The following is a 16,674-nucleotide window of genomic DNA, read 5'->3' on the forward strand; positions in this document are numbered from 1 at the left end:
CCTGGCCCGGAATCGACCATGTACATTCGCCTCGGCAGCACCCGGATCCGCTTGTCCCGCTACCTCGCCCTGTGGACGGTGGTGGCCGTGGTGTTCGCCCTGCAGACCTCGATCAACGCCGGCCTGCCGAACAGCCAACAACCTCTCTGGGATCTCCTGCGCTGGTCGCTGATCCAGTGGTACACCTGGGCTGCCCTGTCGCCCACGGTCTTCCGCCTCGCCGAGCGCTTTCCGGTACGCGGCAGCGGGCGCCTGCACGGGCTCGGCGCACAGGGGGTGGCCAGCGTCGGCATGACGTTCATCGCAATGATCGTGGGCGCGCTGGTCTCTACCTTGTTCGAGCCCAGCGGTTTCTTCGAGCAGCTTGGCTACTTCCTGGAGCAGCACTTCGCCATCGGGCTGCTGACCTACTGGACCCTGTTCGCGATCCAGCAGGCCCTTCACTTCCACGCCGAGAAAGCGCGCCGTGAACTGGAAGCCAGCCAGTTGGCCACCGAACTGGCGCAGTCGCGGTTGCGCTCGCTGAAATCGCAGCTGCAGCCGCACTTCCTGTTCAACACGCTGCACGCGATCATTACCCTGCTGGACGAGGACAAGGTTTCGGCCGAGGACATGCTGCTGCGCCTGAGCGAGCTGCTGCGCGCGTTCCTGGAGGACTACGACGGCCAGGAAATCAGCCTGCGCCAGGAGCTGGACCTGATCGAGCTGTACCTGGGCATCCAGCGCACCCGATTCAAGGACCGGCTGACCACCCGCACCTACATCGGCCCGGAGACGCTGGACTGCGCGGTGCCCAGCCTGATCCTGCAGCCGTTGGTGGAGAATGCCCTGCGCCATGGCATCGGCCAGCGCGTGGGTAACGACACCATCGAGATCGAGGCCCGGCGCGACGGCGATGCGCTGTGCATCGAGGTGCGCAACCGCAACAGCACTCTGTCGGTCGAGCCGGCCGCATCGGCCGGACATGGCATCGGCATGTCCAACACACGCCTGCGTCTGATGGAACTGTACGGCGATGCCGCCGAGGTGAGGCTGGACATGATGTGGCCGGGAGGTGTGGTGTGCCGCATCCGCGTTCCGTTCCGGGAACTGGAGAGCGCCGACGATGCACCGGAATTCTTCCCGGGCACTGCGCCGGCATGAGCCTCACCGTTCTCGTGGTCGATGATGAGCCGATCGCGCGGCATGCGGTCATCCGGTTGCTGCGCGATGATCCTGAGCTTGAGATCGTCGGTGAATGCGGCGATGGCGTATCGGCGGTCAACGCCATCCGCAACCAATCCCCGGACCTGGTCTTCCTGGACATCCAGATGCCCGCGATCACCGGCCTGGACGTGGTTGCCACCATCGGTGCCGAGCGGATGCCGGCCACCGTGTTCGTCACCGCCTACGAGCAGTACGCCGTGAAGGCCTTCGAAGCCAATGCCGTGGACTATCTGATCAAACCGTTCAGCCGGGAGCGCTTCGCCGCCACCCTGCAGCGGGCCAAGGCGCGGCTGTCGGCGGTCCGCGGGGTGGGCGCGCAGGCCTCGACGCAGATCCTGCAGGCGCTGGACGCATTGCGGCAACGTGACGCGTACCTGCAGCGCATCCCGGTGCGCGTGGAGGAGCATGTGGTACTGGTGGCAGTGGATGACATCGTCTGGATCAAGGCCGCGCGCAACACGGTCGAGATCCACCTGGTCGACCGCGTGCATGAGCTGCGCGAGACCATGGCCACCCTCGCTGCCCGGCTGGACCCGCGGCACTTCGCCCGCGTGCACCGCTCGGCGATCGTCAATGTGCGCCGGGTCAAGGCGATCCATCCGTGGTTCAACGGCCACCACGTCGTGACCATGGACACCGGCCAGCAGCTGCGCATGAGCCGCTATCAGAACGAGGCGTTTCTCAAGCTGGTGTCCACACGCAGCGAATGAAGCTGCCGGGCATGGCCCGGCGGCCCGCCTCAGTCGGGCATCCGCTCGCCCGTGCGCAGGGTCAGCACCTCCACCCCGTCGGCGGTCACCAGCACGGTGTGCTCGGCCTGCGCCGAGAGCTTGCCGTCACGGGTGGTCACGGTCCAGCCGTCGTCGCTCATGTCGATGGCGGCACGGCCCTGGTTGATCATCGGCTCGATGGTGAAGGTCATGCCCTCTTCCAGCTCCAGCCCGTCGCCGCGGCGCCCGTAATGCAGCACCTGCGGCTCTTCGTGCATCTGCTGGCCGATGCCATGGCCGCAGAATTCGCGCACCACGCTGTAGCCGTGCGCCTTGGCATGCTGCTGGATCGCGAAACCGATGTCGCCCAGCGTCGCACCCGGGCGCACCACCCCGATCCCCTTCCACATCGCCTCGCGGGTCACCCGCACCAGCCGCTTGGCCGCGTAATCGACCTCACCGATCAGATAGGTCTTGCTGGAATCGGCGATGTACCCCCCTTTTCCAGCGTGATGTCGAGATTGACGATGCTCCCGCTGCGCAGGATGGCATCGGCCGAGGGCACTCCATGGCAGACCACGTTGTCGATGGACGAATTGAGCACGTAGGCGAAGCCATACTGGCCCTTGCTCGCCGGGCGCGCCTGCAGCTCATCGACGATGAAGCGCTCGACCCAGTCGTTCACCTGCAGCGTGCTCATGCCTTCCAGCGGCAGCGTGTCCAGCGCTTCGAACACCTGGGCCAGCAGGCGCCCGGAGGTGCGCATCAAGGCCTGTTCTTCAGCGGTCTTGATCATGCTTCGGCCACCCGCAGTGCGCCGGGTTCAACCCCTGCAGCACGCAGTTCACGGTTGACGATCTCCTGGTAGGTCGAGCCGGGATTCATTTCGCACAGCATGCCGATCTTGATCCAGAAACCGGCCTGGGCATTGATCGAGCGGCCCGAGACGCCGCTGGCGCGGCGCAGGTTGTCGTGCAGTTCGTCGTCGATGTTCACGATGCCCATTGGCAACCCCTCTCATACGGTATATACACATCATATACGTTTCGTATAGTGCTGTGCAGGCCCGCCCAGGGGTCGTCACCGGCCGTCTTCGCGCCACTGCGATGCTGGGCGGTCGTGTGTGCGCGGTCAGGGATCGATCAGGTCCAGGCCGGATCGGCGGTGAAATCGATGGTCAACCAGAACTCACTGCCGCGCGCATCCAGGCGCTCGGCGATCTCATCACGCAGCCGGTCCACATTGCCGATGTTGCCGATCACCGTCTCCGGGTGGGTGAGGATGTGGATCTCCACGAATCGCATGCGGCCCATCTTGGCCACGTGGCTGGTGAAATCCAGATAGCCGTGCTCGGCGACGAAGTCCTTCATCACCGCCTGCACGCGCGCATGCAGCGTATCAGGCGCCACCTGCAGCACTTCGCGCATGGCCTTCCATGCACTGCGCAACGGTACGGGTAGTACCGCCACGCTGATCGCGGCCAGCACCAGCGGATCCAGATAGGGTATCCAGTGCGCATGCTCGCCATCGCGCAGCAACAGCGCGATCGCAAACGCCAGCACCACCGCCAGGCTCATCATGCCGCTGAGCAGCCAGGCCCGCACGTCCAGCCACAGCAGCGCCGAGTGCAGCTGCATCGCGCGGGTGCGCACGAAGGCCGCCATCGCCAGGTTGCTCACGCACAGCAGGGCCGCCCACAGCAGCGCAGGCCCGGCCTTGACCTCATGCCCGCCCGTGGTCAGCCCGATCACCGAGTTGGCCAGCGCATAGATGCAGGCCAGCGACAGGATCGCCCCGCCAAGCGCCTCCACCATCGGCTCCAGGTGCCAGTAGCCATACTGGAAGCGCGGGCTCTCTTCCCGCGCCACCAGCCGCAGTACCGACAGCGCCACCAGGGTCAGTGCCACGTCCACCAGGCTGTAGACGCCATCGAACAGGATGGCCTGCGATCCCACCAGCAGGCCACCGATGAAGCCGATGGCGCTGACCGCCATCGTCACCCCGATGGAGAATTTGAGGACCCGCTGCTCGCGTGCTGTATCCATCGCTGGCCGAGGGTCCTGCGCGCAGGCGTCAGACCTTCAGCACCTCCACCTTGTAGCTCGGCGCATCGCCGTCGGTGTCGATGATAAGCCCGTGCACATCCGACTCGAAGCCCGGGAAGCGCGCGTTCTGCTCACGGGCGATCCGCAGCGACTGGATGATCGGCTCATCGCTGGCGCCGAATCGCTCGCCCGGCATGATGGTCGGGATGCCCGGCGGATACGGCACCAGCATGGTGCCGGCGATGCGGCCGCTGATCTGTTCGATGTCGACCCGTTCGATCTGGCCGCGGACCAGATGGTCATAGGCTTCGGCGGGCGTCATCACCGGCTCGGGCAGATCCACGTACATGGCGCGCATCACTTCGGCCACGCCGAACTCGCCGTTGAAGGCATGCAGCGCATCGCAGAGGTCACGCAGGCCCCACCCGGCGTAGGCGATCGGGAACTCGGCCGCCAGCTGCGGCAGTGCGCGGGTCAGCGGCGCATTGCTGTCGTAGAGCTCCTTGAAGGCCATCAGCTCGGTGACCAGGGTGCTCCATTTACCCTTGGTGATGCCCATCGAGAACAGGAACAGCACCGAGTACAGGTTGGTCTTCTCCACCGTGATGCCGCGGGTCCACAGGAACTTGCTCAGCACTGCGGCCGGAATGCCGCGCTGGCCCATCTCGCCATCCATCGAGAGCCCCGGCGTGAGCAGGGTCACCTTGATCGGGTCGATCAGCACGTAGTCGTCCACCAGGCCATCGAAGCCATGCCAGTGCGCGTCCGGCTGCAGGTACCACTCGCTGCGCTTGGCCACCATCGGGGCCGGCGCATCGCCCTTGGCCAGCGAACGCTCCAGCTTGTCCGGCTGCCACACGCTGAACCACCAGTCGTCGCGGCCCAGATCCTCGCGCACATGCAGCATCGCGCGGCGGAAGGCAATCGCCTCGTCGTGCATCTCCTGCACCAGCGACTCGCCCGCGGCGCCCTCCATCATCTTGGAGGCCACATCGCACGCGGCGATCACGCCGTAATGCGGGCTGGTGGTGGTGTGCATCATGAAGGCTTCGTTGAAGCGTTCGGCATCCAGCGCCTGGGTCGCGGCGTTGCGCACGTGGATCATCGAGGCCTGCGAGAAGGCGGCCAGCAGCTTGTGCGTGGAGTGCGTGGTGAAGATGATCGCATCCTGCTCGCGCGGCTTGCCCTTGGCCATGCCGTAATGGTTCTCATAGAACGGATGGAACGCGGCATAGGCATACCAGGCCTCGTCGAAATGTAGGAAATCGACCGCGCTGCCGATTTCCTCGGCGATCTTTTCGGCGTTGTAGCACAGCCCGTCATAGGTTGAATTGGTGACCACCGCGATGCGCGGCTTGGAGCCGGCCTTGTAGGCCTTGCTGGCCAGCGGGTTGGCGGCGATGGCCTGCTGCAGCGACTCGGGCGTGAACTGGTCCAGGCTGATCGGGCCGATGATGCCGTGCGCGTTGCGGCTGGGGGTGAAGTACACCGGGACGCCGCCGGTCATGATCAGCGCGTGCAGCAGCGACTTGTGGCAGTTGCGGTCGACAAAGACCACGTCGCCCCGCCCCACGGTCCCGTGCCAGACGATCTTGTTGGCGGTCGAGGTGCCATTGGTGACGAAGAAGGTGTGGTCGGCGCCGAAGTTGCGCGCCGCCTCGTTCTCGGCCTCCTTGATCGGGCCGGTGTGGTCGAGCAGCGAGCCCAGCTCCGGCACCGAGATCGACAGGTCGCTGCGCAGCGTGTTCTCGCCGTAGAACTGGTGGAACGCACGGCCGACCGGTGATTTGGTGAACGCCACGCCGCCGGCATGGCCAGGCGTGTGCCAGGAGTAATTGGACTCGGCGGTGTGGTGGATCAGCGCCTTGAAGAACGGCGGCAGCAGATTGGCCATGTAGTCTTCGGCCGCCCGCATCACCTGCCGCGAGATGAAGCTCTTGGTGTCTTCGAACAGGAAGATGTAGCCGTGCACGAACTTGAGCAGTTTGCTCGGCACCTTCTCGATGGTGCGGCGCTCGCCGTACAGGAACACCGGCAGGTTGGCGCGGCGTGCGGTCTGCTCGCGCAGGAAGCCCAGCAGGCGCTGGAACTGCTCCGGGTTCTCCTCGGTGCCGTCGATGGAGATCAGCACCGCCGAGGCGGCCACGTAGGTGCGCGCGCCGGCCTGGGCATCGGCCAGGGTCAGGCCGCACAGCACGCGCTGGTCATTCTTGCGCAGCTCGTCCACCAGCGCACGGATCAGGATGCCGCCGATGCGCGGGGATTCGTAGTCGTCGTCGATGACGATGATCGGGTAATCAAGGGACTTGAAGTACACAGGGATTCTCCTGGGGCAATATCACGAAAGCGTCGTGCGGACGGCGGCGTCGAGCGCGGGCAGCTGGCCGCGCTGGCGGCGGCGCTCCTCGCTGAAGAACGGGTAGAACACCGTGATGAACAGCACGAACAGGAAGGCGTACTGCACGATGTTGCCGGCCGACCCGAAGATCGCCCACAGGCAGTACACGACGGTAACGCTGGTCAGCAGCCAGAACGCGCCGGTGTGCACCAGCGTGTGCGAGCGCTCGACCACGAAGTAGCAGGCCACGCAGGAGTAGATGTACGGCAGCAGGGTCAGCACCACCGCCGCCGAGGTGATCACATCGAACTGGGCCGAGGCGGTCTTGGAGGTGGAGGTGACCAGCACCGCCAGGGTCATCAGCACCGCCACGATCAGCACGCCCTTGACCGGCACGTCGTCCTTGTTGGTCTTGCTGAAGATGCTCGGGAACAGGCCGTCATCGGAGGCCGCCTTGGCACTCTGCGCGGTCAGCAGGATCCAGCCACCGAGCGAGCCGGCCGCGCCCACGAAGGCGCACAGGCTCACCAGCGCCCCGCCCCAGCCACCCACCGCATTGGCCGCGGCCAGCGCAAACGGCGCATCGGAAACCTGCAGGTCGCCATTGGGCACCATGCCCATGATCACCGAGGAGCTGGCGATGTAGGCGATCGCAGCCAGGAACACGCCACCCAGCGTCGCGCGGGCCACGTTCTTCTCCGGGTTTTCGACCACGCCGGCGGTCACCGAGGCCGATTCCACGCCGATGAAGGCCCACAGGGTCAACGCGGCGGCACTGGAGATCGCGCCGAAGTTGGACTCCCCGGAAACGTTGTAGGCGCCCTTGAAGATGGTCGGGTCGAAGAAGAACCAGCCGAAGATCGCGATGCCCAGGATCGGCACCAGCGCAAAGCTGGTGGTCACCGTCTGCAGCTTGCTCACGAACGAGGGGCCGATCACGTTGGCGAAGCTCAACGCCCAGACCAGCGCCAGCACCGCGATGCAGCGCGGCAACGGCTCGGACAGGATCGGGAAGAAGTAGCTGAAGTAGCCGACTGCCGCGATCGGGATGGCAACGTTGCCGATCCAGTTGGCGAACCAGTAGATGGTGTTGGTCTGGAAACCCATGTAAGGGCCGAACCAGTCCCTGGCGTAGGCATAGGGACCACCGGCCTTGGGCGCCAGCTTGCCGAGCTTGGCAAACACGAAGGCCAGCAGCAGCGCGCCGGCGGTGGTGATCAGCCAACCCCAGATCGAGGCCGTGCCGATCTTGGCCAGGCTGGAGGGCAACAGGAACACCCCCGACCCCATCATGTTGCCGGCCACCAGGAAGGTGGCACCGACCACCCCGATTTTCTTCGCTTTTGCCATGACGCTTGCTCCTTTGCCAGGCAGGGACCCGGTCATGCCGGGCGTTGGGAGTTACTTGATGAAGTTGTATTGCAGGCTGCCCTGCAGCCGCATCGTGTCGCCGCGTTGTCCACTCTGCTGTTCCAGCTGCCCGTAGAGCAGCTCCATGCCCATCGTCCAGGACGGGGCCGGGCTCCAGAGCAGGTTGAAGACGCCGTAGCGGCTCTGGCGGAACGCATCGGCGGCCAGCGCATCGTTGCGTCCACTGGTGAGCTGGCCGTAGATCAGGTTCGAGCGCCACAGCGGCGACCAGTAATGGGTGTAACCAACGAAGCCGCCATACAGCGACAACGCCTGCAGCCGCCCGTCTGCGCTCACCACCGCGTCCATGCCCGAACCGGTCAGGTCGGCCGTATAACGGGCCAGGCCCTTGCCGCCGAGCATGCCGAACAACAGCAGGTCCTGTTCGCCCACCGCGGCCGAGCCGCTGAGCTGCAGGCCACCCGCAAAGCGCCGGCCATCGCCGGCATCACCGTCGTACCCGAGGCTGCGTGCGACCGCACCCAGCTGCAGATGGCCCCAGTCACGCTCCATGCGCGCGGTTACGGTGACGTCCGGCAGCTGGTCCACCGGCATGATCCCCTCGGCGGGGTTGCTCAACTGGGTATCCGGATCCTCGGCCGCCACGGTTAGAGTGTTCCCCTTGCCCATTGCGAAGCTGTGGTGGATGCCGGCCACGAGCAGGTACCCCGCCCCACCCGGCCCGGCGAAATCCAGGGTGTCGGGCAGGCTGTCGGCATCCATGAACGTGGAATAGCCATAACCGGCGTAGGTATTGCCCAGTTGCCCGTAGGCGTGGCGCAGGCGGAACTGATAACTGTCGCTGCTGCCGAAGAAGTCGTTTTCCAGATAGAAGCGCAGGTTGCCATGCGTGGTCGGGCGCCGCGCTTCGAAGCTGAAGCGGGTCTGCTTGGCATGCAGCGTGAAATTGGATACATCCCGGTGCGCACTGCCGACCGGAATCGACGAGGTGACGAACTGTTCCTGGTCACCGGCTGCGCGCGAATCGGCGATCGCGTCGAGCTTGGCGTAGCCGCCGATGCGGATCAGGGTATCGGTATTGGGGATCGCGAAGAAGCCTTTCAGCTCGGGATCGGTCGGCCCGGCGGCGCTGTCCGGGCGGGAGGCGGCGCTGGAGGGATCGGCAACGGAATCGCGTTGCGGCAGAATCGCCTGGCCCATGCCCGGCACCTGGGCCTGGGCCGTCAGGGGCGCTGGCAAGGGGGCGGGCGTGACGCCCGTACCGGAGGCAGTCGCCGCCGCGATGGCCGGCGAGGCAGGTGGAGGCTGCCCGGATTCGATCGCCTGCAGTCGTTTCTCCATCTGCTCCAGCGTCTGCCGCAGCGTCTGGATATCCTGCCGCAACGCGGCGGCCGAATCCTGCGCGTACACCGGCGCCGCAGCGAGTGCTGCCGCGCATGCGACCGTCAATACAGACAAACGCATCACGTCCTCCTTGAACCGTACACAGTTCCACGTGTCGATTCCGGCAGGCGTCCATGACGCTGCAGGCAACCGGCACGCAGCCCGGCACTGCAATGCGCGCGACCTCCGCCTGCGCGTGGTCCGGTGGCGGTCAAGCCGGCGGACGCATCGCGTGCGTGGGTACGCTCGCACGGGATCCCCTCATCCCTGATGACAGCCACGCATGTGCGTGTCAGCCAGCGCCCTGAGTAACAATCGCAAAGTGAGAACGCCGTGAATGTTGTCAGGCAGTTTTCTGACTGGGCAGTCGCGCGTCCGGTGCGTGTGGGGCAATCCATGAAATAGCGCATCGGGGCAGCTTAGCGACCGCCCCGTTTTCAGCCTTGATCCAAATCAAGCCGAATGCGTCAACGCATCCGGGCCAGGCCGCACGACGCCCAAACCAAGCGCGCCGGGCAGAGCCCGGCGCGGTGTGCAGTGATACCCGGTTCGGCTCAGCGCGGGCCGAGCACCACGGTCATGTCATCGCCCTGGGGCATGCCGGAACGGCGCTGCACCATGCCTTGGGCATCCTTGAACAGAATACCCGGCGTACCCTGGAAGCCCAGCTCGATCATCAGTACCTGATTGGCATCGAGCTTGTTGGCGACCTCGGCGGTCAGCGAAGCCGCCGGCTTGATCCCGCCGCGATCGAACAGCCGTTCGTTCTCCAGCAGCGCGGCGCTGGGGTTGGGCGCGGTGAGGATCGCGGCCGCCTTGGCCGGACTGTCCTCACGGATCACGCCGACCATCACGTGGCGCAGCTGCACCTTGCCGGCGTCAACCCACGGCCGCGCCGCTTCCCAGAAACGATGGCAATACGGGCAGTTCGCATCGCTGAAGGTGTAGACCACGCGCGGCGCATCGGCGCGGCCGTCACGGACCCACGCGCTTTCATCCAGCTTCTTCCAGCTGCGCTCGGACATCGGCTTGGCCACCAGCTTTTCCAATGGTGCCGCCCCCACATCCTCGCCGTTGGCATCGAACAGGCTGCCGACCACGACGTGTTTTCCGTCCGCGGTGACGTAGGCCGCCGCGGGCTGCTGCCCACCGACCACGCCGGCAAAGCCGCGCAGGCCACCGGGCGCGTCGAACTCGCCGATCACCTCGAAGCCGTGCTTCTCGATGCCTTTCAGCACCGCCGGGCGATCGGCACCGCCCTTGGCCGGCGCGGCATCAGCGGCGCTGGGCGTCTGCGCCTGGCTGCACCCGGCCAGGGCCATCAACAGCGAGACCGCCAGCACGGTGCCCAATGGGCGCGAGGACTTCAACTTCATGGTGACTCCTGGATTCAAGGAACATGACAACGCGACCACCCTTACAGGCTGTCGAGCTTGGATTGCAGGCCGGCGGCACTGAGTTCGCCCAGATGGATCTGCTGCAGCCGACCCTGGCCATCGAAGAACAGGGTAGTCGGATAGGCGTGCACCTGCAGCCGCTCGGCGGTGAGCGCAGCCTCGTCAAGCAGCACGTTGTCCAGCGTCAGCTGCTCGGCGGCGATGAAACCCTCGACCTCTTCGCGGGTTTCACCCTGGTTGACGAACAGGAAGCGGATGTCCGGGTGGCGCTGCTGCGCGCGAGCCAGCACCGGCATCTCGCGCCGGCAGGGGCCACACCAGCTCGCCCAGAGATTGACCACCACCGGGGTGCCCTGCGTATCGGCCAATGCGATCGACTCACCCTGCAGCGAAGTCAGGCTGATCGCCGGCAGCGTTACCCGCGATTGCTGCAGCCAGCCAGCACCCGCCGACAGTACCGCCCAGCTCAGCACGCCGGCCAGGGCGGCGGCCACGACCGGCCGCCGCAGCGACGGCCAGCGGCGCAGGCGCCAGGCGCCCCATCCCAGCCCCGCCACCATCGCCGGCCACACCAGGAAGCCGCCATCGCCAATGCGCAGTACGCCCCAGGGATCCTGCGCATAGTCGCCCAGGTGCCAGATCACGAACGCCGCACGTCCGGCCAACAGCCCCAGCAGCAGCATGTCTACCACCAGCGACCGCGGACGCGGCACGCCTTCGATGGCGGGAGCACGCACCACACTGGCCACCAGCATCGCGATGGCCAGACCCACCAACACCCATACGACCGCAAGCGGTACCGGGCCTACACTGCTGATCATTGCTTTTCTCCGCCGCCGCCCGTGATCTTCCACGCGGCGACGGCTGTTGCATCGGGCCCGCCGGCATGGTCCCAGCAAGCCGACAGGGGATCAAGCACGCGACAGTCGTGCGATTCAGGCAGCCGGACGAATCGATTCAAGCACCCGGGCGACCGGGCGTGAGTGCGCCCGCTCACGCTGCTGGGCAGCGAGCTGGCGGCGATAACGTGCCGGAGTCAGCCCGACAATACGCAGGAACAGCCGGCGGAACGCGCTCTGGTCCGAGTACCCCACTGCCCATGCAACCTGGTCCACGACGCCGCCGGCCTGCAGCAGCAGCTGCGCCTTGGCGATGCGCAGGCGCTGGCAATACTCGATCGGGCGCATCCCGGTGGCTTTCAGGAACCGACGCTGCAGCGTGCGCGGTTCCAGCCCGGCCTGCACGCAGATGTCGTCGAGCCCCACACCCCGGGCAGCGATGCCATGCAGCCAGCGCTGTGCTTTGAGGATGCTGCGATCGCCGTGGGCGAAGTTGGGGCTGAAGCGTTCCAGATCATCCAGTTCCGTGCGTGGAATCATCAGCTGCAACTGCTGGATGACGGTATTCATCACACTCTGCCCATAGACCCGTGCGATCAGGCGCAGGCTCAGATACTTCCATGCGTCCGGTCCGGCGGCGGTCAGCAGATCGCCATCGTCGACCAAGGTCCGTTCACACGGCTGCCAGCTGGGCACCATCGTGCGCAGCGCCTGGCAACGGGCCGGATCGGGCACGCTGACCGGGCGGCCGGCCAGGATGCCCGCCGCGGCCAGCAGCAGGCCACCCTCGTCGCAGGCCGCGAGCAGGCTGCAGCCATCGTGGCATTCGCGCAGCCACGCCAGCAGGCGTTCATCCGGCGGTGCCATGGACCAGCTCGATTCGCTGCCGGGGATGACGATGATCGCCGGCAGTGCATCGCCGAACAGTTCGGCGCCAGCAACGCGCTGCATGCCCCGGCTGGACATCGTCCATCGCGTCACCAGCATCCGTGCGCCGGTGCGGCGCCCCGCGGCCACTGTGCGGTTGCAGCGCTGGGCAAGTTCGGACAGCACCGGTGCGGCGGCGCGCAGGCTGCCGGGGAATTCAACGACCGCCACTTCCATCAGGGTCGGCGCGTCCGGCCGGCGGTCCGGCTGCAGCGTATTGCGGGGTGCGTCCATGGCCATTCTCCTTGAACAATGCCTGCCGACACGGGGCCGGGCAGAACAGGTCTGTACATAAGATGGCCTGAGGCTACGGGCGTCCCGCGAGGACGACCATGCAACTAATTGCAAATTTCACGCGCGATGAATCTTCATTTGGGTTCCAGCAAGGCTTGACCCTTGACCAGACTCCAGGGTCCACAATGACCGGGTCATCCACGAGGTGCTCATGAACATTGGACAGCTCGCGCGCCAGGCAGGCGTGCCCATCGATACGGTGCGCTACTACGAGCGGCAGCAGCTGCTGCCCACCGCTCGCCGCAGCGCCGGCGGCTACCGCGTCTTCAGCGAGGCCGACCTGACCCGGCTGCAGTTCATCCGCCGCGCCAAGGCGTTGGGTTTCAGCCTGGATGAAGTCGCCGACCTGCTCGGCTTCAGCGATCAGCGCGGCCAGGACATGGCACAGATCCGCGACAGTGCAGTGAACAAACTCGCCGGTATCGAACAGCGCATCAACGAGCTGCAGCGTATGCACCGGGCGCTCAAGCACCTGGTCGAGGCCTGCCCCGGGCACGGCGACAACGCGCAGTGCCCGATCCTGTCGGCGTTGACGGACATCCGCAAATGACGCACGCCCACGATCACCCCGGCGCCACGGCGACCGATGCCGGCACCGTCACGGATCCTGTCTGCGGGATGATGGTCGACCCGGCCACCACGCCCCACCATGCCCGCCATGACGGCAACGACTACGCGTTCTGCAGCGATGGCTGCCGACGCAGGTTCATTGCCGACCCGCAACGCTATCTGGCCGCACCTGCCGGCGTCGTCAAACCAGCCCCCGCCGGCACGCGGTACACCTGCCCGATGCACCCGGAGATCGTGCAGGACGGTCCCGGCAACTGTCCTCTGTGCGGCATGGCGCTGGAACCGGCGATGCCCAGCCTTGAGGATGAGGAAAACCCCGAGCTGACCGATTTCCGGCGGCGCTTCTGGTGGAGCCTGCCGCTGAGCGTGGCAACGATGGCCCTGGCGATGCTGGCGATGACGCCGGTACTGCACGGGCTCTCACCGGATCTGCGGGTGTGGATCGAGCTGGCACTGGCCACGCCGGTCGTGCTGTGGGCCGGCTGGCCCTTCCTGCAGCGCTGGGCGCAGTCGATCCGCAACCGCAGCCCGAACATGTGGACCCTGATCGGCACCGGCGTGCTGGCCGCCTTTGGCTACAGCGTGGTGGCCACCGTTGCGCCCGGGCTGTTCCCGCCGTCGTTCCAGCAGCACGGACATGTCGGCGTCTATTTCGAAGCGGCTGCGATGATCATCTCGCTCACGCTGCTCGGCCAGTTGATGGAGTTGCGTGCACGGGCGAAGACGTCGGCCGCGATCAAGTCCCTGCTCGGCCTGGCGCCGAAAACCGCGCGCGTGCTGCGCGAGGATGGCCACGAAGAGGACGTGGAGATCGCAGCGCTCCAGCCCGGCGACCGCGTGCGCGTGCGCCCGGGTGAGAAAGTGCCCGTGGATGGCACCGTGATGGAGGGCCGCTCCTCGATCGACGAATCGATGCTCACCGGCGAACCCGTTCCGGTGGGCAAGACCGTCGGCGACAGCGTGATCGGCGCGACGCTCAACGGCACCGGCAGCCTGGTGGTGCGCGCCGACCGGCTCGGCGATGACAGCATGCTGGCGCAGATCGTGCAGCTGGTCGCGCAGGCACAGCGCTCGCGGGCACCGATGCAACGCATGGCCGACACCGTGGCGTACTGGTTCGTGCTGGCGGTGTTGTCGGTCGCGGTACTGACATTCTTCGGCTGGGGCCTGTTCGGCCCGGCGCCATCATGGACGCACGCGGTGCTGAGCGCGGTGGCGGTGCTGATCATCGCCTGCCCGTGTGCGCTGGGCCTGGCCACACCGATGACGATCATGGTCGCCACCGGCCGTGCCGCGCAGCATGGTGTCCTGTTCCGTGATGCCGAAGCGATCGAAGCCCTGCGCCAGGTCGATACGCTGGTGGTGGACAAGACCGGCACGCTGACCGAAGGCCGTCCCGCATTCCGCGATGTGCAGGCCGTGCCCCCCTTCCATGCGGACCAGATCCTGCAGTGGGCCGCCAGCCTGGACCAGGGCAGCGAGCATCCGCTTGCCGCCGCGATCGTTGCCGAAGCGAAGGCGCGCAGGATGACGTTGACCGCCGTGGCGGACTTCGACTCACTGACCGGCATGGGTGTGCAGGGCGTGGTCGCTGGCAAGGCGCTGCTGCTTGGCAATACCGCACTGATGGACGAACACGGCATCGCCCTGGATGCGTTGCGCGAAGGTGCAGCGCAGCTGCGCAGTACCGCGGCAAGCGTGATGTACCTGGCCGTGGATGGACAGCTCGGTGGACTGCTCGCCGTCGCCGATCCAATCAAGGCCTCCACCGCCGAAGCGATCACGCACCTGCACCGCGATGGGCTGCGCATCGTGATGGCCACCGGCGATGGCACCGACACCGCTGAAGCGGTCGCGCGGGAACTCGGCCTGGATGAGGTGCATGGCGAAATGCGCCCCGCCGACAAAGCCGCGCTGATCCGCACGCTGCAGGCGCAGGGTCGCACGGTCGCGATGGCCGGTGACGGCATCAACGATGCGCCTGCGCTGGCAAGCGCCGATGTCGGGATCGCGATGGGCAATGGCACCGACGTGGCGATGTCCAGTGCGCAGGTCACCCTCGTCAAAGGCGACCTGCGCGGCATCCTGCGTGCGCGCCAGCTCTCCACCGCCAGCGTGCGCAACATGCGGCAGAACCTGGGGTTTGCGTTTCTCTACAACGCACTTGGCATTCCGGTTGCGGCCGGTGTGCTGTATCCCTTGGGCATCGTGATGTCGCCCATGTTGGCGGCGCTGGCGATGAGTCTGAGTTCGGTGTCGGTGATCAGCAACGCGTTGCGCCTGCGCCATCAGCGGCTGCCAGGCGGATGAGTCGCAACGAATGACGAAATTTTCTTCACTTTTTTCTTGCCAATCCAAAACGTCGTCGCTATGATTTCGCTCCTCACGACGTGGGGCCATAGCTCAGCTGGGAGAGCGCCTGCATGGCATGCAGGAGGTCGGCGGTTCGATCCCGCCTGGCTCCACCAATCCGATCATTAGGCCGATCAGATTGCAGTGACAAAATTTGAAGTTTTCGTGCGTCCCCATCGTCTAGAGGCCTAGGACATCACCCTTTCACGGTGGCGACCGGGGTTCGAATCCCCGTGGGGACGCCAGTTTCAAACAGACAGCCCTGACTTCGGTCGGGGCTTTTTGTTTTCAGTGGTGGGTTTTTTCCGCATGCATTCTTTCTTCGGTATTTCAGAAAAAAGACTTGGCGAACGCTTCACGGCCGCGTAGAATTCCGCCTCCAGCATCGTGGGGCCATAGCTCAGCTGGGAGAGCGCCTGCATGGCATGCAGGAGGTCGGCGGTTCGATCCCGCCTGGCTCCACCACTCCGGACATTAGGCCGTTCGGGTGTGCTGAACAATTTGATGAGTTTCATGCGTCCCCATCGTCTAGAGGCCTAGGACATCACCCTTTCACGGTGGCGACCGGGGTTCGAATCCCCGTGGGGACGCCACTCATCAGAAGAACACCGAGGCCCGGCATGCCGGGTCTTTTTGTTCACCGCCATCTGCGGTTGCGTTGTCCGGAAGTGCTCAAAAAGACTTCCACAAACGTGAACAGGCAGATATACTAAGCGGCTTGCGGTACAACGTGGGGCCATAGCTCAGCTGGGAGAGCGCCTGCATGGCATGCAGGAGGTCGGCGGTTCGATCCCGCCTGGCTCCACCACTTCTCCGGACACAGGCCGTCCGATAGAAGCCAAAATTCGGTTTAACGCGTCCCCATCGTCTAGAGGCCTAGGACATCACCCTTTCACGGTGGCGACCGGGGTTCGAATCCCCGTGGGGACGCCAGCTTCAAACAGACAGCCCTGACTTCGGTCGGGGCTTTTTGTTTCATGAGCCTCTTCCCATCCGGCACATCCGCCGCTATGATAGGCGGCTCGCAGCACAACTGTGGGGCCATAGCTCAGCTGGGAGAGCGCCTGCATGGCATGCAGGAGGTCGGCGGTTCGATCCCGCCTGGCTCCACCACTTCTCCGGACACAGGCCGTCCGATGGAAGCCAAAATTCGGTTTAACGCGTCCCCATCGTCTAGAGGCCTAGGACATCACCCTTTCACGGTGGCGACCGGGGTTCGAATCCCCGTGGGGACGCCAGCTT

12 protein-coding genes, 8 tRNA genes and 1 pseudogene are annotated in these 16,674 nt (G+C 65.7%); 12 read left to right on the forward strand and 9 right to left on the reverse strand.

The window, feature by feature from the left end; all coding sequences use genetic code 11:
* The first annotated feature begins 18 nt into the window (after positions 1-18).
* Both BIZ42_RS01435 and BIZ42_RS01440 read left to right on the forward strand, forming a co-directional pair.
* The gene (locus tag BIZ42_RS01435; protein WP_070425334.1) at positions 19-1,143 is read left to right on the forward strand and encodes a histidine kinase; all 1,125 of its coding nucleotides are present in this window, start codon (positions 19-21) and stop codon (positions 1,141-1,143) included.
* Positions 1,140-1,916: a response regulator gene (locus BIZ42_RS01440; protein WP_070425335.1), complete on the forward strand. Its 777-nt coding sequence runs from the start codon at positions 1,140-1,142 to the stop codon at positions 1,914-1,916. The genes BIZ42_RS01435 and BIZ42_RS01440 overlap by 4 nt, the downstream gene beginning before the upstream one ends.
* Positions 1,917-1,945: 29 nt before the next feature.
* Here BIZ42_RS01440 and map read toward each other — a convergent pair.
* From map to BIZ42_RS01485, 9 genes and pseudogenes are all read right to left on the reverse strand, one after another.
* Positions 1,946-2,712 (reverse strand): annotated as a pseudogene (map, locus tag BIZ42_RS01445) (type I methionyl aminopeptidase).
* Positions 2,709-2,921, reverse strand: a complete 213-nt coding sequence (locus BIZ42_RS01450) for a ParD-like family protein (RefSeq protein ID WP_019185031.1) — start codon at positions 2,919-2,921, stop codon at positions 2,709-2,711. The pseudogene map and the gene BIZ42_RS01450 overlap by 4 nt, the downstream one beginning before the upstream one ends.
* 137 nt (positions 2,922-3,058) lie before the next feature.
* Positions 3,059-3,961 (reverse strand): cation diffusion facilitator family transporter, encoded by a 903-nt coding sequence (locus BIZ42_RS01455; RefSeq protein WP_070425336.1) that lies wholly within the window; start codon positions 3,959-3,961, stop codon positions 3,059-3,061.
* A 28-nt stretch (positions 3,962-3,989) separates the two neighbouring features.
* A complete protein-coding gene (locus BIZ42_RS01460) occupies positions 3,990-6,278 on the reverse strand; it encodes an Orn/Lys/Arg decarboxylase N-terminal domain-containing protein (protein ID WP_046272549.1) in 2,289 nt (762 codons plus the stop codon).
* A 21-nt stretch (positions 6,279-6,299) separates the two neighbouring features.
* Positions 6,300-7,649, reverse strand: coding sequence for an arginine/agmatine antiporter (gene adiC, locus BIZ42_RS01465; protein WP_019185028.1), 1,350 nt, complete (start codon positions 7,647-7,649; stop codon positions 6,300-6,302).
* Between the two features lie 51 nt (positions 7,650-7,700).
* Positions 7,701-9,134, reverse strand: coding sequence for a DcaP family trimeric outer membrane transporter (locus BIZ42_RS01470; protein ID WP_070425337.1), 1,434 nt, complete (start codon positions 9,132-9,134; stop codon positions 7,701-7,703).
* Positions 9,135-9,607: 473 nt separating this feature from the next.
* Positions 9,608-10,429 (reverse strand): thiol:disulfide interchange protein DsbG, encoded by an 822-nt coding sequence (dsbG, locus tag BIZ42_RS01475; protein WP_019185026.1) that lies wholly within the window; start codon positions 10,427-10,429, stop codon positions 9,608-9,610.
* A gap of 41 nt (positions 10,430-10,470) precedes the next feature.
* Positions 10,471-11,271 (reverse strand): TlpA disulfide reductase family protein, encoded by an 801-nt coding sequence (locus BIZ42_RS01480; RefSeq protein WP_083279760.1) that lies wholly within the window; start codon positions 11,269-11,271, stop codon positions 10,471-10,473.
* Positions 11,272-11,385: 114 nt separating this feature from the next.
* Positions 11,386-12,450, reverse strand: coding sequence for a helix-turn-helix domain-containing protein (locus BIZ42_RS01485; protein WP_083279761.1), 1,065 nt, complete (start codon positions 12,448-12,450; stop codon positions 11,386-11,388).
* A 211-nt stretch (positions 12,451-12,661) separates the two neighbouring features.
* Here BIZ42_RS01485 and BIZ42_RS01490 point away from each other — a divergent pair, with 211 nt between their 5' ends.
* The 10 genes from BIZ42_RS01490 (at position 12,662) to BIZ42_RS01535 (ending at position 16,670) form a co-directional block, all read left to right on the forward strand.
* The gene (locus BIZ42_RS01490; RefSeq protein ID WP_070425338.1) at positions 12,662-13,060 is read left to right on the forward strand and encodes a heavy metal-responsive transcriptional regulator; all 399 of its coding nucleotides are present in this window, start codon (positions 12,662-12,664) and stop codon (positions 13,058-13,060) included.
* A complete protein-coding gene (locus BIZ42_RS01495; protein WP_083279762.1) occupies positions 13,057-15,390 on the forward strand; it encodes a heavy metal translocating P-type ATPase in 2,334 nt (777 codons plus the stop codon). Before BIZ42_RS01490 ends, BIZ42_RS01495 begins: the two co-directional genes overlap by 4 nt.
* An 82-nt stretch (positions 15,391-15,472) precedes the next feature.
* Positions 15,473-15,548, forward strand: a tRNA-Ala gene (locus tag BIZ42_RS01500).
* Positions 15,549-15,601: 53 nt separating this feature from the next.
* Positions 15,602-15,677: transfer RNA gene (locus BIZ42_RS01505), tRNA-Glu, on the forward strand.
* 144 nt (positions 15,678-15,821) lie between these two features.
* Positions 15,822-15,897: transfer RNA gene (locus tag BIZ42_RS01510), tRNA-Ala, on the forward strand.
* A 52-nt stretch (positions 15,898-15,949) separates the two neighbouring features.
* A tRNA-Glu gene (locus BIZ42_RS01515) sits at positions 15,950-16,025 on the forward strand.
* 139 nt (positions 16,026-16,164) lie between these two features.
* Positions 16,165-16,240: transfer RNA gene (locus BIZ42_RS01520), tRNA-Ala, on the forward strand.
* Between the two features lie 49 nt (positions 16,241-16,289).
* Positions 16,290-16,365: transfer RNA gene (locus tag BIZ42_RS01525), tRNA-Glu, on the forward strand.
* A 104-nt stretch (positions 16,366-16,469) separates the two neighbouring features.
* Positions 16,470-16,545 (forward strand) — tRNA-Ala (locus BIZ42_RS01530).
* Positions 16,546-16,594: 49 nt separating this feature from the next.
* A tRNA-Glu gene (locus tag BIZ42_RS01535) sits at positions 16,595-16,670 on the forward strand.
* Positions 16,671-16,674: the final 4 nt, after the last annotated feature.

The organism is Stenotrophomonas sp. LM091, from assembly GCF_001806305.1.
GTDB classification, from domain to species: Bacteria; Pseudomonadota; Gammaproteobacteria; order Xanthomonadales; family Xanthomonadaceae; genus Stenotrophomonas; species Stenotrophomonas bentonitica_A.